At 63.9% G+C, this 21,095-nt stretch carries 28 protein-coding genes; 26 read left to right on the plus strand and 2 right to left on the minus strand.

Annotation, left to right across the window (positions count from 1 at the left end):
* The first annotated feature begins 4 nt into the window (after nt 1-4).
* The 6 genes from DQG15_RS01195 (at nt 5) to DQG15_RS01220 (ending at nt 5,628) form a co-directional block, all read left to right on the plus strand.
* Nucleotides 5-535: a hypothetical protein gene (locus tag DQG15_RS01195; RefSeq protein ID WP_116082084.1), complete on the plus strand. Its 531-nt coding sequence runs from the start codon at nt 5-7 to the stop codon at nt 533-535.
* A 710-nt stretch (nt 536-1,245) separates the two neighbouring features.
* Nucleotides 1,246-1,545, plus strand: coding sequence for a hypothetical protein (locus tag DQG15_RS01200; RefSeq protein ID WP_198665046.1), 300 nt, complete (start codon nt 1,246-1,248; stop codon nt 1,543-1,545).
* Nucleotides 1,523-2,749, plus strand: coding sequence for a PBSX family phage terminase large subunit (locus tag DQG15_RS01205; RefSeq protein WP_116082086.1), 1,227 nt, complete (start codon nt 1,523-1,525; stop codon nt 2,747-2,749). The genes DQG15_RS01200 and DQG15_RS01205 overlap by 23 nt, the downstream gene beginning before the upstream one ends.
* Before the next feature lie 67 nt (nt 2,750-2,816).
* The gene (locus tag DQG15_RS01210) at nt 2,817-4,598 is read left to right on the plus strand and encodes an anti-CBASS protein Acb1 family protein (RefSeq protein WP_116082087.1); all 1,782 of its coding nucleotides are present in this window, start codon (nt 2,817-2,819) and stop codon (nt 4,596-4,598) included.
* A gap of 1 nt (nt 4,599) precedes the next feature.
* On the plus strand, nt 4,600-4,830 hold the full coding sequence (locus DQG15_RS01215) for a hypothetical protein (protein ID WP_116082089.1): 231 nt from the start codon (nt 4,600-4,602) through the stop codon (nt 4,828-4,830).
* A gap of 3 nt (nt 4,831-4,833) precedes the next feature.
* On the plus strand, nt 4,834-5,628 hold the full coding sequence (locus DQG15_RS01220; RefSeq protein ID WP_116082091.1) for a phage minor head protein: 795 nt from the start codon (nt 4,834-4,836) through the stop codon (nt 5,626-5,628).
* A gap of 238 nt (nt 5,629-5,866) precedes the next feature.
* On the opposite strand, the gene DQG15_RS18050 is transcribed toward DQG15_RS01220, so the two are convergent.
* Nucleotides 5,867-6,061, minus strand: a complete 195-nt coding sequence (locus DQG15_RS18050) for a hypothetical protein (protein ID WP_157968861.1) — start codon at nt 6,059-6,061, stop codon at nt 5,867-5,869.
* A 106-nt stretch (nt 6,062-6,167) separates the two neighbouring features.
* On the opposite strand from DQG15_RS18050, the gene DQG15_RS01230 reads away from it, so the two are divergent.
* The 13 genes from DQG15_RS01230 to DQG15_RS18335 are packed head-to-tail and all read left to right on the plus strand — an operon-like array spanning nt 6,168 to nt 14,533.
* Nucleotides 6,168-6,926, plus strand: a complete 759-nt coding sequence (locus DQG15_RS01230) for a hypothetical protein (protein WP_157968862.1) — start codon at nt 6,168-6,170, stop codon at nt 6,924-6,926.
* A gap of 15 nt (nt 6,927-6,941) precedes the next feature.
* Complete coding sequence (locus DQG15_RS01235; protein ID WP_116082096.1) at nt 6,942-8,066, plus strand: DUF2213 domain-containing protein; 1,125 nt, start codon at nt 6,942-6,944, stop codon at nt 8,064-8,066.
* Between the two features lie 2 nt (nt 8,067-8,068).
* On the plus strand, nt 8,069-8,449 hold the full coding sequence (locus tag DQG15_RS01240) for a head decoration protein (protein WP_116082098.1): 381 nt from the start codon (nt 8,069-8,071) through the stop codon (nt 8,447-8,449).
* A gap of 15 nt (nt 8,450-8,464) precedes the next feature.
* Nucleotides 8,465-9,484 carry a major capsid protein gene (locus tag DQG15_RS01245; protein ID WP_116082099.1) on the plus strand — a complete coding sequence of 340 codons (1,020 nt, stop codon included), beginning with the start codon at nt 8,465-8,467 and terminating at the stop codon, nt 9,482-9,484.
* On the plus strand, nt 9,481-9,831 hold the full coding sequence (locus DQG15_RS01250; protein ID WP_116082101.1) for a hypothetical protein: 351 nt from the start codon (nt 9,481-9,483) through the stop codon (nt 9,829-9,831). Before DQG15_RS01245 ends, DQG15_RS01250 begins: the two co-directional genes overlap by 4 nt.
* Before the next feature lie 55 nt (nt 9,832-9,886).
* Nucleotides 9,887-10,897, plus strand: coding sequence for a hypothetical protein (locus tag DQG15_RS01255; RefSeq protein ID WP_116082102.1), 1,011 nt, complete (start codon nt 9,887-9,889; stop codon nt 10,895-10,897).
* Between the two features lie 3 nt (nt 10,898-10,900).
* Nucleotides 10,901-11,284, plus strand: a complete 384-nt coding sequence (locus DQG15_RS01260; protein WP_116082104.1) for a DUF4054 domain-containing protein — start codon at nt 10,901-10,903, stop codon at nt 11,282-11,284.
* A 3-nt stretch (nt 11,285-11,287) separates the two neighbouring features.
* Nucleotides 11,288-11,719, plus strand: coding sequence for a hypothetical protein (locus DQG15_RS01265; protein WP_116082106.1), 432 nt, complete (start codon nt 11,288-11,290; stop codon nt 11,717-11,719).
* Complete coding sequence (locus DQG15_RS01270) at nt 11,716-12,042, plus strand: hypothetical protein (protein WP_116082107.1); 327 nt, start codon at nt 11,716-11,718, stop codon at nt 12,040-12,042. Before DQG15_RS01265 ends, DQG15_RS01270 begins: the two co-directional genes overlap by 4 nt.
* A 44-nt stretch (nt 12,043-12,086) precedes the next feature.
* Entirely contained in the window at nt 12,087-12,518 is a 432-nt protein-coding gene (locus DQG15_RS01275; protein WP_157968863.1) for a hypothetical protein, read from the plus strand.
* On the plus strand, nt 12,515-13,651 hold the full coding sequence (locus tag DQG15_RS01280) for a DUF3383 family protein (RefSeq protein WP_116082111.1): 1,137 nt from the start codon (nt 12,515-12,517) through the stop codon (nt 13,649-13,651). Before DQG15_RS01275 ends, DQG15_RS01280 begins: the two co-directional genes overlap by 4 nt.
* Before the next feature lie 13 nt (nt 13,652-13,664).
* Nucleotides 13,665-14,102, plus strand: coding sequence for a phage protein (locus DQG15_RS01285; RefSeq protein ID WP_116082112.1), 438 nt, complete (start codon nt 13,665-13,667; stop codon nt 14,100-14,102).
* Nucleotides 14,102-14,533 carry a phage tail assembly chaperone gene (locus tag DQG15_RS18335; protein WP_198665047.1) on the plus strand — a complete coding sequence of 144 codons (432 nt, stop codon included), beginning with the start codon at nt 14,102-14,104 and terminating at the stop codon, nt 14,531-14,533. Before DQG15_RS01285 ends, DQG15_RS18335 begins: the two co-directional genes overlap by 1 nt.
* A gap of 193 nt (nt 14,534-14,726) precedes the next feature.
* Here DQG15_RS18335 and DQG15_RS01295 read toward each other — a convergent pair whose 3' ends face one another.
* Nucleotides 14,727-15,080 (minus strand): hypothetical protein, encoded by a 354-nt coding sequence (locus tag DQG15_RS01295; protein ID WP_116082115.1) that lies wholly within the window; start codon nt 15,078-15,080, stop codon nt 14,727-14,729.
* Between the two features lie 12 nt (nt 15,081-15,092).
* Between DQG15_RS01295 and DQG15_RS01300 the strand changes: the two genes are divergently transcribed.
* From DQG15_RS01300 to DQG15_RS01330, 7 genes are all read left to right on the plus strand, one after another.
* Nucleotides 15,093-16,754: a tape measure protein gene (locus DQG15_RS01300; protein WP_116082117.1), complete on the plus strand. Its 1,662-nt coding sequence runs from the start codon at nt 15,093-15,095 to the stop codon at nt 16,752-16,754.
* A complete protein-coding gene (locus tag DQG15_RS01305; protein ID WP_116082118.1) occupies nt 16,751-17,326 on the plus strand; it encodes a phage baseplate protein in 576 nt (191 codons plus the stop codon). The genes DQG15_RS01300 and DQG15_RS01305 overlap by 4 nt, the downstream gene beginning before the upstream one ends.
* Nucleotides 17,323-17,613, plus strand: a complete 291-nt coding sequence (locus DQG15_RS01310; RefSeq protein WP_116082120.1) for a hypothetical protein — start codon at nt 17,323-17,325, stop codon at nt 17,611-17,613. The genes DQG15_RS01305 and DQG15_RS01310 overlap by 4 nt, the downstream gene beginning before the upstream one ends.
* Nucleotides 17,610-18,497, plus strand: coding sequence for a hypothetical protein (locus DQG15_RS01315; RefSeq protein ID WP_116082121.1), 888 nt, complete (start codon nt 17,610-17,612; stop codon nt 18,495-18,497). Before DQG15_RS01310 ends, DQG15_RS01315 begins: the two co-directional genes overlap by 4 nt.
* 695 nt (nt 18,498-19,192) lie before the next feature.
* Nucleotides 19,193-19,846 (plus strand): Gp138 family membrane-puncturing spike protein, encoded by a 654-nt coding sequence (locus DQG15_RS01320; RefSeq protein ID WP_157968864.1) that lies wholly within the window; start codon nt 19,193-19,195, stop codon nt 19,844-19,846.
* Nucleotides 19,846-20,202: a hypothetical protein gene (locus DQG15_RS01325; protein WP_116082125.1), complete on the plus strand. Its 357-nt coding sequence runs from the start codon at nt 19,846-19,848 to the stop codon at nt 20,200-20,202. The genes DQG15_RS01320 and DQG15_RS01325 overlap by 1 nt, the downstream gene beginning before the upstream one ends.
* A complete protein-coding gene (locus DQG15_RS01330; protein ID WP_116082126.1) occupies nt 20,195-21,091 on the plus strand; it encodes a hypothetical protein in 897 nt (298 codons plus the stop codon). The genes DQG15_RS01325 and DQG15_RS01330 overlap by 8 nt, the downstream gene beginning before the upstream one ends.
* Nucleotides 21,092-21,095: the final 4 nt, after the last annotated feature.

Genomic DNA, 21,095 nt, shown 5'->3' on the forward strand with positions numbered 1-21,095 from the left:
ACCCATGGCTAAGACCAAGCGCAAGGCCAAGCGCCAGCCCTCAGCGCCGGCGACCCCCTGGGACATGGGGCCGAACACCGCGGCACAGCGCCACCTCAAGGTCGTGGAGCCGGTGGAGCACTTTGACGAGCGCACCGGGAAGAAGGTCACCAGCCCGAACGGCGTGAAGCGCGCGAGGCGGTGCAGCATGGCAGAGCACTACGTTCGGCAGGGGTGGCTTACCGAGAGGCAAGGCAAGGCCGCACAGGTGCTTCTCAACGCATGGGAGCGCAATCTTCGCACCGCCCCCGCCATCAAGGCTGTGCAGGTGGACACCAGCCCCAAGCCGGACGCGCATATCGCCATACAGATCGACCGTGTCAGCGCCTATCATCGCGTGGTCCGCCTCGTCCCGGCCAAGTACCGGGCCTTCGTGCTCCACGTTGCCTGCGACGACCGCGCCCTGTCGGCAATGCCGGGCTACCGGCGCAATGTCTACATGGAGCGGTTAGGCGCCGGGCTGGATGGGCTGGCGGACGCGCTGGAGTTGTCTTGAAAACAAAACGGCGAGCCCTTGACCGGCGAGTAGTGGAGGCCCAATATCGCGCCAATCCACCGATAAGATGGAGGAGACAAGCTGGATTGCTTGGGTGGGCCTTTGTGCCCGTTTAGCGTACTATGAATCATCTTTGGTCGCAGCGTAAGTTGCCCCGATGCCGGAGCCCGCTCGTTCAGTGAGCGGGCTTTCGTGCATCTCAGGCTAGGCTTCGGAAGAACAAAACGGGGGCGCTCTGGTGTTTTTGCCCCCGCTTGACACAAGGGGTTGACCCGACATGCTAAATCGGGTAGATGGGTATCATCGCGCGCGAGGTGAGGGAAATTGCCTCCTCGCATCTACGGAGCGACGTGGCCTCTACCTGGGTTGCGCTCCGAACCGAGGCGGCCTTGGTAAGGTGTTGGAGCACCCCCCAAGGCCGCCTCGGCTTCCGGTCCAAGGTGACCCCATGACCTTTCACGGCCTGCACCGCATCAAGCGCCGCATCCTCCGGGACCTAGCGCGCGCCTTGGTCGAGACCGTGCCGGCCCCGCCGCTACCCCGAGACACCGAGTTTCATCCCGCTGGTTCCTACCCCCGGCCTCCCGCGCCGCCGGGACGCTCCTCATGCGCGTCTGCGCCAACTCCGTCCAGCGGCGCCCCATCCGGGGCGGTTGAATGCGGGGAATGAGGAGAGGGCGCGGACTGAAATAAAATCAGAGGAAATCAATATGCCCCGAGGCGGAAAGCGCACGGGCGCTGGACGGCCAAAGGGTGTAGCCAACAAGGCGACCCAGGCGCAGCGCAAGGCCGTGAAGGAAAGCGGCCTGACGCCGCTGGATTACCTCTTGCAGGTGATGCGAGACGAGACGGCAGAGCGGGCAGAGCGAGTGGACGCGGCCCACAAGGCGGCGCCTTACGTTCATGCCAAGCTGGCGAGTGTCGATCACAAGTCGAGCGACGGGAGCATAACCCCACCGCCTACGACGATTCAGTTCATTGGCGTCGATGGCGACGACAGCGAGGGTTGAGCTTCCGAAGAAGGTCGCAACGGTCTTTGCCAAGCCCCGAGGCTCTTACCAGTATCGGTGGCTGACAGGCGGGCGTGGCTCGGGGAAGTCGTTCGGGGCTGCCAAGGTGGCGGCGATCTGGGGGATGGTCGAGCCTTTGCGCATCCTCTGCGCGAGGGAGTTCCAGGCCAGCATCCCGGAGAGCTTCCACGCGGAACTGAAGGCGGCGATTGCATCAGAGCCGTGGCTAGAGGCGGCGTATGACGTCGGCGTCGATTACCTGAGGGGCCGGAACGGTACGCAGTTCATCTTCCGGGGTCTCCGCCGGAATGCGCAGTCGATCAAGTCGCTCGCCGGCATCGACCTGACCATCGTGGAAGAGGCGGAGGACGTCCCGGAGGTCTCGTGGCTCGCTCTCGAGGCCACGGTGTTCCGAAAGCCCAAGTCGGAGCTGTGGTCGATCTGGAACGGCCGGATGGAGAACAGCCCGGTCGATCAGCGGTTCATTCGCAACCCGCCGCAGAACGGCATCGGGCGTCACGTCAACTGGTCGGACAACCCGTTCTTCCCGCCGCTGATGGATGCGCTGCGCAAGCGGGAGCAGGAGCGCCTAGACCCCGCGACCTACGCCCATGTGTGGGAAGGCGACTATCTTCGCAACAGCGCTTCTCAGGTGTTCAGCGGCAAGTGGCAGGTCAGGTCATTCGAGCCGGGGGCAGACTGGAACGGCCCATACTACGGAGTGGACTTCGGCTTCGCGCAAGACCCGACCACGGCGGTTGAGGTCTGGGTGGCGGATAGTCGGCTCTGGGTGCGGCGCGAGGTCGGGAAGGTGGGTCTGGAGTTGGACCACACCGCGCCGACCCTCATCGACGCGATGCCCGGAATCGAGCGGCACGTGTCGCGCGCAGACAGCGCCCGGCCGGAGAGCATTAGCTACCTCAAGCGGCATGGCCTGGGCCGCATCGAGGGCGTGAAGAAATGGCAGGGCAGTGTTGAGGACGGCATCGCTCATCTGAAGTCCTACAAAGAGATCGTCGTCCACCCGGAATGCCGGGCAACGGCGCAGGAGCTGCGGCTCTACAGCTACAAGACGGACAAGCTGACCGGCGATGTGCTCCCTCAGGTCGTGGACGCGCACAACCACTACGTCGACGCGATCCGATATGCCGTGAACCCGCTGATCCAGGCCGGCGGCGCAGACATACGAAAGTGGGTGATGTGATGTGCAAGGCGTGTGAGCAGCGACGGGAAGCTCTCAAGGCGCTCCTGAAGCGCATTCGGGGCGGCAAGTGAGCTTTATCACGGACGGGCTGGTCAACTTCGCGACTGGCCTCGGGCTGATCGGCACGAAGTCGGCAGCTGGCTCATACCAGTTCCAGCCCACGGACCTGACTGTTGTCGCAGCGGCCTATCGGTCGTCCTGGCTGGCGCGGGCCTGCGTGGATATGCCGGTGAATGATGCGCTCGGGCCGGGCCGGAGTTGGCAAGGGGATGCCGACCAGATTAACACCATCGAGGCGGAAGAGAAGCGCTTGGGGTGGAAGGGCGCCATCGTCCGGGCTCAGAAGAAGGCCCGGCTAGACGGCGGGTCTGCCATCTTCATCGACACAGGCGAGGACACGGAAGAGCCGCTCGACGTGGACACCATCGGGCGGGGCCGGATCCGCAAGCTGATCGTGTTCGGGCGGCGTGAACTGTCATGGGACCAGATCGAGGACGACGTGCTCGTGGACGGCTACGGGCGCCCGCGCATGTGGCGCATCGCGTCGTCGCGGCGGCTTCTGAACGTCCACCCGTCGCGGCTCGTGTTCTTCGAGGGCGACCCGGTGCTTGATGAGGACGCGCTCGGGACGCAGGCCGTCTGGGGGGATAGCGTTCTGGAGTGCCGTCTGTCGGCCATCCGGGACGCGGACAGCGCCATCGCGAACGTCGCTGAGATGCTGCACGAGGCCAACGTGGACGCCATTGGCGTCGATGGCCTGATGAACGCCGTCGCGAGCGGTCAAGAGGATATCGTCCTCAAGCGCCTCACGCTCATGCGCCAGGGCAAGTCCACGGCCAAGATGCTGGTCCACGACAAGGACGAGACTTACGAGCGGAAGGCCATTAGCTTCGGGTCTGTCCCCGACCTCCTTCGCGAGGCCCTACAGGTTGCCAGCGGCGCAACGCAGATCCCGGCAACGCGACTTCTGGGCCGGTCCCCCGCGGGGATGAACAGCACAGGCGACGGCGATGAGCGGGTCTACTTCGACCGTCTCGATGCGATACGCGACGAGGTGCAGGAGGCATCCTCCCGGCTCGATACCGCGCTGGTCCGCTCCGCCCTCGGCGCATGGCCGGAAGGTCTTCACTACCTCTGGCCGCCCCTGCGTCAGGTCACGGACAAGGAGAAGGCGGAGATCGCCGACAAGCTCACGTCGGCGTGGGAGCGGATCAGCCGCATGGGCTACCTCACGCAGATGGAAGGCCGGCTGGCGATGTCCAACGCGCTGATCGAGGCAGGCGTTGCGCCGGGCCTTGAGGCGGCGATGGAAGAGACCGGGGACGTAGACTTCGGGTTCGGCGCTGGCGAGGGTGGCGATGGGGAGCAGGTTGCTACCGATGCTGCGCCGCGGCCGCTCTACGTCCGCCGCGACGTCTTGAACGCGAGTGAGATCATCGCCTGGGCGAAGAGCCAGGGATTCAAGACCACGCTGGCCGCCGACGACATGCACGTGACCATCACTTACAGCCGCGCGCCTGTGGACTGGATGAAGATGGGTGAGGAGTACGGCGGTGCCGAGTTTGAGATACCCCCCGGCGGGCCTCGCATCATGGAGGCGTTCGGCGCTAACGGGGAGGCCAAGGTGCTGACGTTCGCATCTTCGCGCCTGTCGTGGCGGCACGAGGATATGAAGGACGCCGGAGCGACGTGGGACCATCCGGAGTATCAACCTCACATCACGATCAGCTATGACCCGGAGGCTCCGGACATTGCCGACGTTGAGCCTTATCGGGGGCGCATCCTGCTTGGGCCTGAAATTTTCGAGCCGATCAGTGAGAATTGGTCAGGGAAATTGAAAGAGGTTTAAGATGGAAAATCACGTTAACAGCGCCGACGACGACCGCACAGCCAACAATGCCGTCCGGCATCAGTATCGTGTGCTGTCCGACGCAGAGAAACGGCAGATGGTCGAAATCAAAGACCTCGGCGCCGCATTTCTCGCCAAGTGCGACGAAGTAGGCCAGAGCCGTGAAATGTCTCTGGCGAGGGCCAACGCAGAGCAGGCGGTCATGTGGGCCGTCAAGCACGTCACGCGCTGATCCGTGACCCCCTACAGCCTCTCCAGCCTCGCACAGCGCCCCAAGGGCACGCGGGCGGTGCTGACTGGGATCGAGGAGCGTGCCGGGTCCGTGGTGGCCTACAGGAAGGCGCTGACGGCGATTTTGCAGGGCATGGCCAAGGAGACGCGCGACAGCGTCATCGCTGAGCTACGCCGTGACAGGGGGCTGACGACGGATGCGCCGGGCGATAGTTGGTTCCGCCGACTGAGGACGGTGCAGCGGCAGCTTTCGTCAGAGGCAGCCCGGATGGTGGAGAACATCCTGCGGCTCGACGCCAAGCGGCACACGGAGCGCTTTCGCGAGGACGCGCGCCGCACGCTGGGGATCGATCTTGCCGCGGTGGTCCGAGAAGAAGACCTGGTTGAGGCCATCGAGACGGCCCTGTCGCGCAACGTGGCGCTGATCACGTCGCTCGGAGAGGACGCGGTGAACCGGGTGGAGCAGATCGTCTACACCGCCGGTACGAACGGTACATCTTTGAAAGAGGTTCGGGCGCAGCTTCAGAACGCGTTCTCGGTCACCAACAGCCGGGCCGAGCTGATCGCGCAGGATCAGATAAGCAAGTTCAACAGCGACCTGAACCGGCTGCGTCAACAGCAGGCCGGGATCACGAAGTACATCTGGAAGACCAGCGCAGACGAGCGCGTTCGGTCTCTCCACCAAAGCTTGCGCGGCAAGGAATACCGCTGGGGTCAGCCGACCGGCGCGGAGCAGGGGTTGCCTCCGGGCCAGCCAGTCAGGTGCCGGTGCAGAGCCGATCCGATTGTGGAGTTTTGACTATGGAAGAGCAGCTTTACCAAGACTTGGGGCGCGTACTGAAGGATTCAGGGGCGCATGGCGTGGATGCGGTTCGAGCTTTGGCTCGCCTTGCCGCCCTCGCATGTCGGCACACGGGGGTGCCGGCGGACGCCTTCGCAGGGCTTATTGCCGGTGAAATGGCGTGTGAAGAGGTCTTGGAGCGAGAGTATCGAGAGAAGACCGCTCGGGAAGCTTTCGCCGCCGCGCATAAAAGGGGCTAGGCCCCAAAGATGTCCTTAAGTTCATCCGGCATATCGACCGGGACCGGGCCGTTGGACAGCGCATTCATCTGGAATTGATGAAACCGCAGGCAGTCCTCGGACAGCTTGTCCACCTTGAGCCGCAGCGCCGCCTGTTCCGCGCGCAGGTCGAGGAGCAACTGCCGTAGCTGGCGGAACTGATCGTCGGTCATCCGGCACAGGTAGCACACGGGAATCGAATAGGGTAGAATAACCGAGCCGCCGGGGTGCTGGTAACACCGCGACGGCTCTGACCATAGCGAGCGATAGGAGCGCCCGATGGCTAAAAAGCCCTTAGATGATCTTTTGTGCGGCCGAAAGAGGTTTGGCAACTACACCGTTCTAGGTGATGGGGCCAAAGACCCGAAAGACAGGATGGTCAAGTGCTTGTGCGACTGTGGTGTCGTAAAAGACGTCAGCGCGGCTAAGCTGCGTACTGGGCGGTCAACGTGCTGCAAAGGGTGTGCAGCGCTGAGCAAGAATAGGGTCACAAATCTGCGCCACGGGCAAAGCTCATCGCCCGAGTACAAGGCGTGGCGCTCAATGAAGCAGAGGTGCAGAAACCCTAGGGCTCACAACTACGAAGCTTATGGTGGCCGGGGGATAGATGTCTGTGACCGCTGGTTCGACAGCTTTGAGGCGTTTCTTGACGATATTGGCGCCAAGCCAACCGCAGAGCACTCTCTGGACCGGATTGACAACGACGGAAACTATGAGCCCGGCAACGTGAGATGGGCAACCGCAAAAGCCCAGGCGTGGAATCGGCGCAATACCACTAAGATCGGCAACAAAGTGATAGCCGAGATCGCTCACAAGGCGCGAATGTCCCCCGCTACACTCGCTGTTCGCCTGAAGGCGGGGTGGAGCATGAAAGACGCTACGACGCGCCCCGTCGAAGACCGCAGGCCTAAGCACCGCGTTTTTGGTGAAGACCTTACCGCCGCGCAGATTGCTGAGAAATACGATGTCCCACGGCAGCGGCTGAACTATCGTCTGCGCAAAGGGATGAGCGCCGAAGAGGCGATAAAGCTCGGTTAAGAGCGGAGTTCTTACATGCAAATCAAAGACAGCCTGACGCTTGATGCGTCGGGCCTTTCGCGTTCGCGGGATGGCTACCTTGTGGCGGAGGCCCGAGTGTCTCGCGCCGGGAACGTTCAGCAATACTACGGCGCAGAGATCGGCCTGACCGGCGATGACGCTGGCAGGGTGTTCGGAGTTTATCGCGATCCGGACGTGGTGTTCGATGAGGCGAGCATGTCGTCCCTTGCGGGCCGCCCAGTGACACGGGGGCACCCCCCGGAGGGCGTGTCGGCGAAGACGTGGAAGGATCTTGCTGTCGGCGCGGTCGGCGGCAGGGTGGTGCGAGACGGCGAGCACGTCGTCGCCAGCATGGCCATCATGGATGAGGCCGCTGCCGTGGAAGTGGAGCGCGGCGCACGCGCGCTGTCCGCAGGCTACACGGTCGGCATCACAAAGGACGAAGGCCTCGCCCCTGGAGGCGAGGCTTATCAATACCGGCAGACTGGGCCGCTTCGGTTCAATCACGTCGCGTATCTGCCCGACAACAACCCTCGGGCGGGCAACACGCGCATAGGAGACGCTGCGCGCAACTGGGGCCTCGATCCCATCATCACAAACGACCGAAAGGACGACGATATGGCTGAAGCCAATCGCACGGTCCTGATCGACGGCCTTTCCGTCGTGACGACCGACGCAGGCGCGCAGGCGCTCGAAAAGCTGCAAGGCACCATCGCGGACAAGGACAAGGCCCTGACCGACGCACAGGCAGCGCATGACGCCGCCCTCGCCACAAAGGACGCCGAGCTTGCGAAAAAGGACGGCGAGATCGCCGACCTGAAGAAGCAGGTGCTTTCCGACGCTGACCTCGACAAGCGTGTTCAGGATCGCGCCGCCCTGATCGACACCGCCCGCAAGATCGCGCCGAAGGTCGAGGTTTCCGGTCTCTCCGATGCCGAGATCCGCAAGGCCGCCGTCGAAGCCGTGCGCGGCGCTGACAGCATGAAGGACAAGTCCGAGGCCTACATCGCCGCGGCGTTCGACTTCGCCGCTGAGGCCGCTGGCAAGGGTCCTGACACCCTGCGTGATGCCGCTGCGGGCGGCGTGAAGATCAACACCACGGACGCCTGGGGCTTCCTGGACGAGAAGAAGGAGGCCTGAGCATGGCCATTCTCACCGAAGGTCGCCGCGCGGCCGACTACCTCGTGTCCGAGGCGAACGACTGGCGCTCCCGCGATGAGGTCGTCGTGACCGTGCCCGCGAACACCACGCTCGTTCCCGGGACCATCCTCGGCAAGCTGACCGCCTCGGGCAAGTTCGTCCGCCACAACGCCGCGCTCACCACGGGCGCCGAGGACGAATCCGGCATCCTCATGTTCCCGGCGGTCAACACCACGGGATCCGCCATCGACGTGACCCGCACCATCACGGCGCGGGATGCGGAGGTGAACGGGGATGACCTGACCTACGAGGACGGCGCCGACGCCGGCCAGATCACCACGTCGAACGCCGCACTCGCCGCGCTCGGCATCATCGTCCGCTGATAGGAGGGCTCAGACATGGCCACCATGGACATCTTTGGCAACTCCGCGTTCAGCACGACCTCGCTGTCCGGAGCAATCGAGCGGCGCCCCTACGTGCCGCAGCTTCTCGGTTCCCTCGGGCTGTTCACGCCCGAGCCCGTGCGCACCCGCAACATCTTTGTGGATCGCATCGAAGGCGGACTGACGCTCATCCCGACGTCTGCCGATGGCGCCCCGCCCGACATCCTGGATCGTGAAGACCGGGACGCGGTGTCGCTGCGGACCACGCGCCTCGCCAAGCGGTTCACGCTCTACGCGCACGAGCTGGATGGGATCCGCGCGTTCGGCTCGGAAACCGAGCTGATGCAGGTGCAGCGCGAGTACATGCGCCGCATGGACCGCATCAACGCCGATATGGAGCTGACCCACGAGTTCCACCGGCTCGGCGCTCTCCAGGGCGTTCTCCTCGATGCGGACGGGTCCACGGTCATCTACGACTATTCGACCGAGTTCAACGAGGCGATCCCCGCCGCGATTTCGTTCGAGCTGGATCAGGCGACCACCGACGTGCACGCCAAGTGCAAGGAGATCGCCCGCGGCATGGCCCGCTCCGCAAAGGGCAATCTCGCCGGCGCGTCGATCCATGCTATCTGCGGTGATGCGTTCTATGATCAGCTCGTCTCGCACCCGAGCGTCGAGAAGTTCTACCTGAACCAAGCCGCGGCGCGCGACCTGCAAGCGGCTCAGGGCGCCATCTTCGAGAGCTTCCGGGTGGGGGGCATCACGTTCCACAACTACCAGGGCACGGACGACAACTCGACGGTGGCGGTGCCGACCGACGAGGCGAAGTTCTTCCCGGTGGGCGCGCGCGACGTGTTCAAGGTGGCCTATGCGCCCCTCGAAACCCTCGATTTCGTCGGCACCCCCGGACAGCGCGTCTACGCGATGAACGTTCCCGACCGTGAGCGCAACATGTGGACGAAGGGCGAGATCTACAGCTACCCCTTGCACGTATGCAGCCAGCCTCGTGTTCTTCGAAAGGCGACCCGCACATGACCCGGATGAACGTCGAGAACCCCACGCATCGCTCCAAGGCGGTGCGTGAGGCCGGCGGGCTGACGGTCATCAAGCCGGGCGCCGCCGCTGATGTCGATGGCTCAGGGTGGTCCGAAGAGTACCGCAGGAAGCTCTCCGCATCCGGGCTGGTGATCAGTGAGGGCGAGGCGGCTGATGAGCCCCAAGGAACCGGCCTCCGCGTCGTGGACAAGGGGCGCGGGTGGTTCGTCGTCATGGACGGCGACCAAGAGGTCACCAAGTCCATGCGTGCCGATGACGTGCCGGAGTTCGACGGCATGTCCGAAGCTGACAAGGCGGCGTTTGTCGCGGCGAACAAGCCCGAGTGACCCGGCGGTGGCCCTCCGGGGCCGCCACCCAATTCCCTAGGCAGGAGGCTACACCATGATCGCCAAGATCTTCCGACTGGCAGCGATATGCGTGGCCCTCGCAATCCCGTCCTACGCACAGGACGTGCTCCCCTCCATTGAGGGCGATAACGGATTTGTCCGGGAGGCCGCCCCGGTCACTGTGTTCGGGACCGATGGCACCCCTGCCGTATTCGGTGCTAGTGGCTCGCAGGATCAGCTAAACTCGACGCTAACCCCCTTGGGCGCTGGCGAAGAGTACGTGGGCTCCTGGGTCACGAACAACGATCCGCACATTGCTTTCAGCGCCCAGGCTGACCAGCCCGGCACGCTTTATGTTGAGTTCTCGCTGGACGACGGGTCAACGGTGATCACGTCCATCCCGCACTCGGTTTGGAACGGCGAGTCTCGGTTCCACTCCTACGTGAAGTTGCCGGGACGTGCGCATCGCGTTCGCTATGTGAACGGCGACACCGCGCAGGGCTCCTTCCAACTGCTGACGGCCACGGGGGCGGGTCTCTACCCGTTCGAAAAGTCTGATCGAGACGAGCCGGTTCTCGTGGCGTACCAAGCAGCGGGGGCCACGACGACGCAATGGGCTGTCATCGTTGACCTGTCCGACCGTGCCACCTTCCCGCATTCCGATGTCGGGCGCGTGGACCTCTACAGCTCGTCTTTCGAAGTCAGCCGTAATTCGACGGGGGCCGGAAGCCTGCTGATCGGGGTCGTGACACGGGTCGATGGAACGGACGCAGACGTCGCCTTCTTCCAAGGTGTCACGTTCGACAACACAGACGAGCGCCGCGTAGCGCGGGATCGGACCTACCCCGTGCCGATCAAGCTGGGGCAGGAGGGCGGCAACCTGACCCGCGTAGGCACGTCCGTAGAGGTCACCACCACGGCGCTGAACACGGGCACGACACTGCCGTCGCCTTATGGGCAGGTGACGCCGCAGGTTGGAGATCTGGTCATGCGGCTGGAGGTCACGGCCGGCACGGTCACCGGATCGTTTTCGGGCTTCTATTCTGGCAACGTCAGGACGAGGTAAGCCATGGCCTACGTGATGCCGACTGCCGGCGACCTGATCGACCGGTTCCCTGAGTTCGAGGGGATTTGCGCGAGCCTTCTCACCGCTGTGGTCAATGAGGCCGTGCTGGAGGTGGGTGAGGCATGGGGGGAGTATCGCAAGACGGCGACCCTCTACCTCGCCGCGCACATCCTCGCGGAGGAAGGCGGTAAGGAACGGGAAGACACGGCAAAGGGCAAGGGAAAGGTGACGTCGGTCACCGTTGGGAATGAGACCACGACTTGGGGTCCATCCGGCGGCGGTGTGGTCGCCTATCAGGTCGGGCGGGACTTCACGGCCACTCCCTACGGGCGTCGCTACATGCAGATCAAGCGCCGCCTCTTCGCCGGCTCGGTCTTCGCGGTCTGAGCGATGTTCAAGGTACAGGTGAAACGGACCCGCCACCGGCGCATCCCCAAGGCGCCCACTGGCCCGTCGCGGGTGAAGGTGGGGTTCCCGGCGGGCACGGCGCCCGGCGACATCATGGATATCGCGATCTGGAACCACTTCGGCACGCGCACCATCCCCGAACGTCCGTTCCTCGACAACGCCATGCGCGACAACCGGGACAAGTACCGGGACGCCATGAGGCGCAGCGCTCGCAAGATCCTCCGCGGCGAGACCAGCATGTCGACCGTGATGCAGTTGCTGGGGAACCGCGCGGCCGCCGACATCAGCAACGAGATAGAAGAGCTTAGCACCCCGGCTAACGCACCTTCGACCATCCGGCAAAAGGGGTCTGAAAACCCCCTCGTTGATAGCGGGCGGATGCGCAACTCCGTCACATTCAAGGTTGACCGATGAGCGCAGCAATCGAGCATTTCGCCCAGCCTGTCACGCGCTCCCGACAGGTGCGCGGCACGTACAACGATGCGGGCGATTACCTCCCCGGAACCGCAGCCTCCGAGACCATTCTGGCGGCCGTCCAGCCGGCCAGCGACAAGGATCTTCGAGACGCGCCGGAGGGCGTACGCGAAGAGGCAGAGTTCAGCCTGTGGACCCGTGAGGACATCACAGAGGACGACACGGTCACCGGGGCCGCGGAGTTCAAGGGGAAACCCTTCCGGGTGCTGTCCGTCGCGCCGTGGCGGACGCATCGCAAGGCACTCTTGGGGCTCGCGAAGTGAGCTTTCACGACACATTCAATCGGTGGCTTGGGCCTTTGCTTGGGGTGACCGTCATCAAGGCGTACCAGTCGGGGCATCGGCCTGACCTACCGTACCTGACCAGCAACATCACGGATCGCCTGATCCTGTCCCAGACCCCGCGTGACGTCATCTACGGCGAGGCGGACGGGGCGCCGATTGTCGAGGCCGTCCATGACGTCGAGTGGCGTGTGACAGTGCAGGCTTACGGCCCGGACCCGATGGCACTCCTCGCGCCGCTCTCTGGCGTAAAGCACCTGCCCCGCGCGACGGAGAGCCTCGCGCCCTACCGCCTGCATGAGGTCGGGCGCGCTCAGTTCGTGCCCGAGAAAATCCAGACCGGATGGGAGCCCCGCGCCTCTGTCCGCGTGATCTGTCACGGCATCCACCGTGAGAGCCGTCCCGGCGAAGTAGCCGAGGCAACCGTTCCCGCCATCAACTTCGAGGCAAGCCCATGACCCTTCCCGCAAGCCTGGTGGTGAACGTCACCGTCAGGGCCAATGACCGCTTTCCGCCGCGCCGCGGCTTCGGCATTCCGCTGTTTCTCACGTCGGTCACCAAGGCCGGAAAACTGACGTCCGACATCCGGACGCGCGCCTATGGTTCCATGCCTGAGGTCGCGAACGACTGGGACGCCGCTGACGCCTTCTACAAGGCCGCTCAGTTCGCGTTCTCCCAGAACCCGCGCCCGTCGCAGATCAAAGTGGCCTACTACGACCCCACGGATATCGACGCCGCCGGCCTCTCCGACGAACTGGATGCGATCCGCGACTACGACGCAAACTGGTTCTGGGCCGTCCCCGAGGCCACGCTGCGCGATACCGCTGCGCTGCAAGGTCTGATCGACTGGACGGAGACCGAGGAGCGCATCGCTGTCATCGCGTCCAACGATCCGAACCTGAAGGACAGCGCCGACGCCACGAACATCGCAGCGGTGAACAAGGATCAGGTGATCAACACCGCCGTCGTCTACTCGTCCACCGCCGCCGAGTATCCCGACATGGCGCTCGCGGCCACGCTGGCGGCGCGGAGCCTCGATCAGGCGGACAGCCACTATACCGCGGCCTTCAAGCGCCTGCGTCTCATCACACCCGAGAACATCCCCGTCAGCGACTTCAACGCGATCACCGGTCTGACCGCCGGCGTGGGCGCAGACGATGCCAACGGGCATTGCGCGAACGTCTATGTCGAGATCGGCGAGCTGCCTCAGCTGCAAACCGGCATGACCCTGACGCCGAACACCTTCATCGATGAGGTGCACTTCCGGTACTGGCTGGCGGCGCGCGGGCGGGAGAAGATCCTGTCCGTCTTCGCGAACAACGACGTCGTGCCCTATGACGACCTCGGCATCGCCATGCTGACGAGCGCCATCCGCGAAGTGATGCTCCAGGCTCAGCAGAGCGGCCACATCGCCCGCGTCTACGACGACGAAAACGGGGAGTTCCTGGCGCCGTACACGATCACCGCGCCCGAGATCGCCGACATCGACGCAGCGCAGCGGCAGGCCCGCGTGTTCCCGACCATCGAAGTGGGCTTCCGGTATGCCGGCGCTGTGCACTTCGCCAGCGTTGAATTTTCGATCTCATATTAAGGAGGGCTAGGACATGGCCGGACTTCACACAGCCTATTCGTTCGACCAAGTGTCGATCACCCTCGATGGTCGCACCGTGCGAGGCATGGACGAGGGAGACAACGCCTTCGAGGTCGCGCCGATGGCGAACCGCGGCGAGATGCGCGTGGGTGCCAGCGGGGACAGCATCTTTTCCGGGTCCACGAACAAAGCCGCGCGCTTCACCCTGAGGCTGATGCACACGTCGCCGACGCACCGGCAGCTGATGGAGAAGGACGTGCAGTCCAGCGCGGGGGTGCGCCGGGCGTTCCCGCTGTCGTTCAAGGACATCGGCTCGGGCGAGGGCGGCTCCGCGACGGGGTGCTGGATCGAGCAGGCGCCTACCGTCCAGAAGGGCCAGAACGCCACCGTGCGCGAGTGGGTCATCGTGGCCGGCGACTATGCCCCCAGCATCCCGAATGAGGCCCGCTAATGGCCGAAAAGCGGATCAACAACACGACGTACCGCGTAGGTCGGGTGACGGCGCCTGAGGCTCTGCGGATGAAGGTTCGCATCGGCAAGATGCTGGGGCCGGGCCTGGAGGACATGGTTCTCGCCGTCGCGGCTGGCGTCTCGGACGATATGGACGTCAAGGCGAAGGCGAACGCTGCGGTCATGTCGGCGGTTGGCATGGCGTTCGAGCGGTGCGATCCCGACGCAGTGGTGCAGCTGGCTGGCGAGATCGTTGCCAAGTCCGAGTGGAAAGCGCCCTCCGGCGACTGGACCACAACCGACTTCGAGGGCGACATGACGGAGCGCCCGGCGGACCTCTACCCGCTGATCGGCTTCGTCCTGAAGGAGGCCCTCGGGGCTTTTTTTCCCGCAGGCGCGGCCGGCCGCCTCATGGGGGCGAAAGCGCACTAAGCCCGGCGGAGGTCGAGCGGATCGCGCCGAATATCGACTGGTTCCTGTACCGTCCGGTTCAGGCAGACCCTCCGATTTACACCATGCGCGACCTGCATGAGTTCATCACGGTGGAGAACGTGTTGGACGCCCACGAGTTGCTGGACGTCCGGGACGCGATGGCGATCAAGGCGAAGCGGGATCGGGGGAAGCGCTAGCCGGGCTGCCGCAACTCACAATGGTTCTCACCGATCTTCACTAAGTCGCCCTGAGCCATCGCATAAGCGTCCCACACGCTGATGATGACCGTTTCCCCGTAGGGCATTCCGAAGTCGTGCAGAGCTATGCAGGCATACTCTGCAAAGCCATCTCGGCGGCTGCCGTTGTCCCGCATCGAGATCCAGAAACTGCGGTCTGCCGTGAACATCGCTTCAACGACCGAGGTCGTGTTGTCTTCGAGGAAAAGACGGGTTGCTTCAGTGCGCCAGTCTTCAACGTTTTGCGCGGCAGCGGCGCCGAAGATGCACGAGGAAAAAGCGGCAATGGTCGCTGTTCTCATTAAAGCCATGGGTGTCTCCTTATGATCGTTGACGAGCTGATCGCCATTATTGGTTACGACATGCGCGGCGAAGCAGATCGGCGGCGGTTTGAAGCCAGTTTGGACAACCTTAACCGAAAGATGAACACTTTTGCCACTGTCGCGGGACGGGCTGTGGCTGTGGCCGGTGCTGCGGTAGCGACCGGTCTAGGCTTCATGGGCCGCTCCGTGGTCAACACGGCAGCGCAATTCGAAGGGTTTGCCGTCCAGCTGGAGACTATCGAGGGGTCCGCGGCGAAGGCAGAACAGTCGATGGACTGGATCTCGGAGTTTGCCCGCACGACGCCATACGAGATCGCGGGCCTGACTGATGCGTTCGTGCGCCTCAAGTCGCAAGGCATCGACCCTGTTGCTGACGACGCCATGCGGACCCTTGGCGACACGGCGTCGGCCATGAACAAGCCGCTCATGCAGGCGGTGGAGGCGTTTACGGATGCGTCGACCTTCCAGTTCGAGCGCCTGAGAGAGTTCGGCATCACGGCACAACAAGCCGGCGACGAGGTGACGTTCAGTTATACGCGGAACGGCGAGCAACTCCAGGAGGTCGTGAAGAAGAACGGTGAGGACGTTCGGCGCTTCCTGCTGGACAACTTTGGCGAACGCTTCTCCGGCGCGATGGACAAGCAAAGCCGAACGTTCTCCGGCATGGTGTCCAACATTCAGGATTCGTGGACGGACTTTCAGCGTCGGATCGCAGACGCCGGGTTCTTCGATGTGGTCACGGGGCAACTCGATAGCCTGCTGGGCTGGATCCAGCGCATGGACGAGCAGGGCAATCTGGACCGGTGGGCGCAAGGGTTCTCGGACGCCTTCACCACAGTCGTGAATATCGGCCGGGATACAGTCGAGCGGCTGGCGCGGCACATGGGGACGCTGCGCGACTTGTTCGCGGATGATGAGTGGGGGCCACGCCTTCAGGCTTTTGCCGGCGCATTCGCGGCCCTAGCTATCTGGTTCTCGCCGTTCATCCGATCCATGGCAGTCCTCAGCTTTGTGCTCGCCGCAATTGAGGATTTCCTGTCCTACATGAACGGCGATGACAGCGTCCTCGGTAGATTCTTGGACTGGTTCAAACGCTGGACTGGACTGGTCGAAACGGATGGCGCGAATGCCAACAAAGTTCTAGAGGCCATGCGCGCCGCTCTTGAGGGCATCAACGCCGCGGCCGACGGCCTCGGTGAGAAGCTGAAGTCTCTCACTGGGTTCTTTGACTCAACGAAGGGGTGGGAAGATCGCTTCAGGTCGCTCGATCTTCTCCCCAACATCGGCCTTCTCAGCAAGCCGCAGCAACCCGAGTTTGATGTCGAGGCCATGCGCAAGAAGCTCGACCTAATGGTGGTAGAGTGGTCCAAGAAGAAATACGGCGGCGGCAAGGGTGGAGGCCCCACCAGTATCGAGATCACGGAGCCCAATGCGTTTGAAGAGCGCGTCGGAGAGATCAATCACCAACTCGGGGCAGGCTCTGTCCAGTCGACCATGAACGATCACCGAGTCACGAATAACAACGTCTCGGCGCCGATCACGATCCAGCAGACCATCAACCAGGCGACAGATGCGCCGCGCGCTGCGGCGGAGGCAACAGGTCAGGCCGTCGGGTCAGCCGTTGGCACCGCCGCTCGCATCCAATCGGAGGGAGCGAATTGAGCGCAATCATCGTCTCCCCCGTCGCCGTGCTGCCGATCCCGGTGACGGTTTCGGAGCAGCACGTCTCCACGCTGGAGATGACGGAGAACCCAGTCGAGACCGGCGCCTCAATGGTGGACCACGCTTACCGCAAGCCGCGCAAGATCACGCTGGACAGCGCACTGCCGCTCCCTCAAGCGACATGGCAGGTGATCAAGCGCATCCAGCAGGACCGCCGGCCCTTCACGCTCGTGACCGGGCTGGACGTCTATCGCTCGATGCTGATCAAGGACGTGTCCGTCACACGCGACCCCGGCTCGGCGCTGATCCTCGCCGCCTCGATCCAGTTGCAGGAGGCGCTGCTTGTCGAGACATCCCGGTTTGCCGTTCAGGGGGGCACAGGAGCGGCGCCTTCGACGGCTGGCGGGGCATCCACCCCAAGCGCCGAGAAGGCCGCCAGCGACACGCCCACGCAGTCGCGCACGGCATCCACGGTCCATAGGGGCGACACGCCGCTTCAAGATGCGGTGACGGAAGGCCCGTCGCCGGAGGCCAAGCGGCATCGGTCCATCCTGGCGGGGATCCTGCAATGAAGCGCATCACCGTTTCTGATCATCCGGACCAGCAATTCAGCATGATCATCGCGGGACGACGGATCACCATGCGGCTGCGGCACAACCCGACGATTGACCGGTGGTCCTTCGACCTCGCGATCGATGACGGGTGGGTCTTGCGCGGGCGGCGCATCGTGACCGGTGTTGATCTGCTCAAGCCTTTCGGATTTGGCATCGGCATGATCTTCGCGGCGCGCACCGGGCCTCTGTCAGAGCCAGACCGCACGGCCCTGCCGGCCGGTGACGTGGAGCTTTATCAGGCATGAGCCTGCAATACCTGCGCAAGGTTCGGCTCACGGCGGTGGGTTCGTCCGGGCTGGTCATCAACGCGGGGCAAGGGGGCGGCGAAGACCTCAAGATCGGGTTTAGCGTGTCGCGATCCCTATCCTCCTCCGCGAATGACGCCTCGATCCAGATCTGGAACCTCAGCGAGGGGCACCGGAACGCAATGGGTCGGGAACTGGAAGACGTGCGGCTCGAAGCGGGGTATCTGCCGCCGGACGGGGATGATCAGACGGGCGTCATCTTCGCAGGCCAGATCCGGGAAGTCCGTCACGAAAAGCAGGACGGCGACATCATAACCACGCTCGATTGCGGCGACGGGGACCGGGCTTTGCGGCGCGCAGACGTCTCGAAGACCTTCCCGGCCGGCACTCCAGTCCAGGACGTGATCGACTACGTGCGCGGGCGATTCGAGGAGTATGGCGTGACCACGGGCGAGGTGGTGCTGTCAGACAAGGCGCGTGGGGCCTTCGCCCGGCCCTACAGCATGGCCGGCCCGGCCCGGCGGGAGATGGACCGGCTCGGGCGCGCAACGCGGTCCTACTGGTCACTGCAAAACGGCACCTTCGAGATGATCCCCGGTGACGGCTACATCGGGACGATCCTGCGCTTCGACGCGGCGACGGGGCTAATCGGGGTGCCGACGATTACGGACAACGGCGTGAGCGCGGAAGTGCTCTTGAACCCGGAGATCCGGCCCGGCCGCCGGGTGCAGATCGTGTCGGAGCACTGCGAGGTGCCCGGCGAGGACAACATCGTGCGCGTCTCGGCCGTCACCTTCGCGGGGGACAACCGGGACGGCAACTTCATCGCTCGGATCGAAGGCGAGGCCGTTTCAGGCGGCAAGGTGGACGAGGGAGAAAGGTAGAGATTCACTCCGTCGAATCAGAGTGTTAATATCGGGCATGGAGACGGTGACACGCCTCCACGCCCTAACCAAACGTTTCTGATCGGAGGAACGCATGGCTGAGAAGCCCTTATGCTCAATCGAAGAGTGCAGCAAGCCGGCACTGGCCCGCGGGTGGTGCAGCGCACACTATCAAATGTGGAGAGCGCACGGCGACCCGTTAGGGGGTTCTAGAACGCTTAGACCCCGCGGTGAAGCACAGGAGTATCTTAAGTCACTGATCGGCTCTACCGACGAAGCGTGCATCATCTGGCCTTTCATTCGTATCCGAGATGGCAGGGCCAAGGTCCACTATGAAGGTAGGATGCAGTACGCCGCGCGAGTAGTTTGCCGATTGTCCAATGGCGAGCCACCGAGTCCGTCGCATCAGGCGGCACACAACTGCGGGCGTGGCAGAGAGGGCTGTGTGAACCCAAACCATTTGAGATGGGCCACTCCGACAGAAAACTCGCTGGACCGGTGGGGGCATGGGACCATGCCGCACGGAGAAAGCAGCGGCCAATCTAAGTTGACCGAAGATCAAGTGAAATGGGCGCGGTCAATGTTCGGCAGCATGTCCGGTCGAGCAATTGCTCGGCACCTGAACGTTAGCCACGGGGCAATTAAAGACATTAAGAATGGGGTGACATGGGCTCACCTTAGGTAAGAGGTGTGACATGGGTTATCTTGGAAGATACACGAACACCTTCCGGGACAGCGTAGGCGCCTATGCGCAGGGGGAGCGAGAAGACCAATGGGGACCGTTTCCCGCCGAGGTTACGGCGTGGCACCCCGAGCGCGGGACAGTGGACGTGCGTCCGCTGATATCGAAGCGGCGATATGACGGCACCCGCCTGCCGATCCCGGACCTGATGGACGTGCCGGTGGACATGCCCCGCGGTGCGGCGGGAGCCATGACGTTCCCGATCACGGCGGGGGATCGGGTGACGCTGACCCCGGCGATGCGCTCGACGGAGAGCTTCGACACGGACGACGAGATTGATGACCCGCGCAGCTTCAACCTCAGCGACGTCCGGGCCTCCATCTCCGGGGGCGATCCGCTCACCGAGCCGCTGGCAAATGTGGACACCAAGAACCTGCACCTGCGCTTCGGGCCGACCGGAGATTACGGCATCCGGGGAAGCGCGGACGGCAAGATCGCCATCGAGGGGGCGCAGGGCAACGTCTACACCTTGATCGCCGCGGCCCTCCGAAGCCTCGCCAATGCGCAGACCATCGTAGGCAGCGGGTCATCTTCCGGCGCTTGGAGCCACGATCAGAAGGCGACCGTGCTCGGGATCGCTGACCTATTGGATGGGATGGCCCTCTAATGCACCTGGGATTTTACATCGACCCGGCGACCAACGACCTCGCGCTCGATGCGACTGGCAACCTTGCGATGGCTCGGGATGCCGAGGCCGTCGGGCAGCACGTCCGCCAGCGGCTCCTCACGCATGAAGGGGAATGGTTTCTTGACACGACCGCCGGCCTGCCGTGGTTCGCTCGGCTCCTGGGGCGCCAGTTCGACGCCGAGCTAGCGGAGGCATTGGTCAAGGCAGAGATCGCCGACACCGATGGCGTGACCGAGATCGAGGCCATGTCCGTGACCTTCGACCGCACGACGCGGGGCATGTCACTGCATGACTTCGCCGTGTCCACTATTTACGACGAGGTGCCGAATGGCTGAATATGGCGTCACCCCGGAAGGCTATGCCCGGAAGCCGCTTGCCGTCCGCAAGGCTGAACTGGAGCGGTCGTTCCGGCAGGTGTTCGGGGCGGACATCATCCTGTCGCCGCAATCCCCTGCCGGGCAGTTGATTGGGCTGTTCGCCGATGCGGTCACCGAGGTGGACGAGGTTTCCGAGGCCGTCTATCAGGCGCACGACCCCGATCAGGCGGAAGGCGCTGCGCTCGACACGCTGGCCCGCCTGCGCAACCTGTACCGCAACGGGCGCCCCGACGAAGCCCTTCGCGCCGCCATCACGAACGAGGGGCGCGGGTCCGTCGATGTGCAGGACATCAACGCTGCCGTCGCCCGGATCACGGGCGTGACCTACAGCCGCGTCTTTGTGAACTACGGCGACCAAGAGGACGACAACGGTCTCCCGGCCGGGCGCATCGCCGTTGCTGTGATCGGCGGGGATGACGAGGAGATCGCGGACGCCATGCGGCTCTACATCGCCCCCGGCGTGTCCATCTTCGGCAACACCTACATCAACTCCCTGACCGGCGGATATTGCCAGAGCTACCCCGTCGTGCGCCCCGTGGACGTGCCGGTATCCATCGTGGTCACGGTCAATGCGCGTCGAGACCGGGCCGACTGCCCCGCGCCGTCGCTTGCCGCGATCCAGCAAGCGATTGCAGAGGGGTGGGCCGTCAGCCGCCAGAACGGCCGGGACGTGTCCTTCTACACCATCCGGTCTATCGTGGAGGCGCTTTATCCCAGCGTCGAGGTGGTCACTGTTGAAGGCGAGCGCCCGGATGTCGAGCCGCTCGGGGTCAACCAACCGGCGCGGATCGCCTTTACCGAGATCGCGAGCCTCGCCCTCGCCAACATCGACGTGCGAGACGCCTGATGTC

Source organism: Tropicimonas sp. IMCC34011, from assembly GCF_003390865.1.
Lineage (GTDB): Bacteria > Pseudomonadota > Alphaproteobacteria > Rhodobacterales > Rhodobacteraceae > Tropicimonas_B.

Excerpts from the sequence above, each read along its gene's own strand:
- DQG15_RS01200 (WP_198665046.1), top strand. The coding sequence starts at position 1,246 with ATGCCCCGAGGCGGAAAGCGCACGGGCGCTGGACGGCCAAAGGGTGTA.
- DQG15_RS18335 (WP_198665047.1), top strand. The coding sequence starts at position 14,102 with ATGGCCGAAAAGCGGATCAACAACACGACGTACCGCGTAGGTCGGGTG.
- DQG15_RS01235 (WP_116082096.1), top strand. The coding sequence starts at position 6,942 with ATGCAAATCAAAGACAGCCTGACGCTTGATGCGTCGGGCCTTTCGCGT.
- DQG15_RS01285 (WP_116082112.1), top strand. The coding sequence starts at position 13,665 with ATGGCCGGACTTCACACAGCCTATTCGTTCGACCAAGTGTCGATCACC.
- DQG15_RS01245 (WP_116082099.1), top strand. The coding sequence starts at position 8,465 with ATGGCCACCATGGACATCTTTGGCAACTCCGCGTTCAGCACGACCTCG.
- DQG15_RS01205 (WP_116082086.1), top strand. The coding sequence starts at position 1,523 with ATGGCGACGACAGCGAGGGTTGAGCTTCCGAAGAAGGTCGCAACGGTC.
- DQG15_RS01265 (WP_116082106.1), top strand. The coding sequence starts at position 11,288 with ATGTTCAAGGTACAGGTGAAACGGACCCGCCACCGGCGCATCCCCAAG.
- DQG15_RS01230 (WP_157968862.1), top strand. The coding sequence starts at position 6,168 with ATGGCTAAAAAGCCCTTAGATGATCTTTTGTGCGGCCGAAAGAGGTTT.
- DQG15_RS01255 (WP_116082102.1), top strand. The coding sequence starts at position 9,887 with ATGATCGCCAAGATCTTCCGACTGGCAGCGATATGCGTGGCCCTCGCA.
- DQG15_RS01310 (WP_116082120.1), top strand. The coding sequence starts at position 17,323 with ATGAAGCGCATCACCGTTTCTGATCATCCGGACCAGCAATTCAGCATG.
- DQG15_RS01300 (WP_116082117.1), top strand. The coding sequence starts at position 15,093 with ATGATCGTTGACGAGCTGATCGCCATTATTGGTTACGACATGCGCGGC.
- DQG15_RS01280 (WP_116082111.1), top strand. The coding sequence starts at position 12,515 with ATGACCCTTCCCGCAAGCCTGGTGGTGAACGTCACCGTCAGGGCCAAT.
- DQG15_RS01260 (WP_116082104.1), top strand. The coding sequence starts at position 10,901 with ATGGCCTACGTGATGCCGACTGCCGGCGACCTGATCGACCGGTTCCCT.
- DQG15_RS01315 (WP_116082121.1), top strand. The coding sequence starts at position 17,610 with ATGAGCCTGCAATACCTGCGCAAGGTTCGGCTCACGGCGGTGGGTTCG.
- DQG15_RS01270 (WP_116082107.1), top strand. The coding sequence starts at position 11,716 with ATGAGCGCAGCAATCGAGCATTTCGCCCAGCCTGTCACGCGCTCCCGA.
- DQG15_RS01240 (WP_116082098.1), top strand. The coding sequence starts at position 8,069 with ATGGCCATTCTCACCGAAGGTCGCCGCGCGGCCGACTACCTCGTGTCC.
- DQG15_RS01295 (WP_116082115.1), bottom strand. The coding sequence starts at position 15,080 with ATGGCTTTAATGAGAACAGCGACCATTGCCGCTTTTTCCTCGTGCATC.
- DQG15_RS18050 (WP_157968861.1), bottom strand. The coding sequence starts at position 6,061 with ATGACCGACGATCAGTTCCGCCAGCTACGGCAGTTGCTCCTCGACCTG.
- DQG15_RS01195 (WP_116082084.1), top strand. The coding sequence starts at position 5 with ATGGCTAAGACCAAGCGCAAGGCCAAGCGCCAGCCCTCAGCGCCGGCG.
- DQG15_RS01250 (WP_116082101.1), top strand. The coding sequence starts at position 9,481 with ATGACCCGGATGAACGTCGAGAACCCCACGCATCGCTCCAAGGCGGTG.
- DQG15_RS01330 (WP_116082126.1), top strand. The coding sequence starts at position 20,195 with ATGGCTGAATATGGCGTCACCCCGGAAGGCTATGCCCGGAAGCCGCTT.
- DQG15_RS01320 (WP_157968864.1), top strand. The coding sequence starts at position 19,193 with ATGGGTTATCTTGGAAGATACACGAACACCTTCCGGGACAGCGTAGGC.
- DQG15_RS01325 (WP_116082125.1), top strand. The coding sequence starts at position 19,846 with ATGCACCTGGGATTTTACATCGACCCGGCGACCAACGACCTCGCGCTC.
- DQG15_RS01215 (WP_116082089.1), top strand. The coding sequence starts at position 4,600 with ATGGAAAATCACGTTAACAGCGCCGACGACGACCGCACAGCCAACAAT.